The organism is Neisseria sp. P0013.S005 (assembly GCF_051958425.1).
GTDB lineage: Bacteria > Pseudomonadota > Gammaproteobacteria > Burkholderiales > Neisseriaceae > Neisseria > Neisseria subflava.
This window is the reverse complement of the sequence record NZ_JBQCVL010000071.1, coordinates 1-252: the sequence shown is the minus strand read 5'-3', so window position 1 is coordinate 252 and position 252 is coordinate 1. Positions and strand designations below refer to the sequence as shown.

The window sequence follows — 252 nt, the reverse complement described above, 5'->3', positions numbered from 1 at the left end:
GTTTTACTGATTCAGGATTTTTTACAGACACAGGGTTTGAAGCTGTCTTCAGACGACCTCCGTGTTGCTTATCTGACCGCGAAGACGGTGATGGATATGGGCAATGCTTCGATTGACCGCTCGGTTTTGTGGCGTGAAGAAGATGATTGGAAGCTGGCAGACCATATTGAAGAAACGCCAGAAAACGAAACTTTGCTCAAACAGGTTTTCATGGCTTTGGATTCGGTATTCAGCCGTGCAACAGCCGTCAAA

Annotated in this window: 1 pseudogene; it reads left to right on the top strand. The window is 46.4% G+C overall.

Going from position 1 to position 252, the window contains the following annotated elements:
- Positions 1-6: 6 nt before the first annotated feature.
- Positions 7-252, top strand: a pseudogene (locus tag ACTHTA_RS11535) (hypothetical protein); the annotation flags it as partial.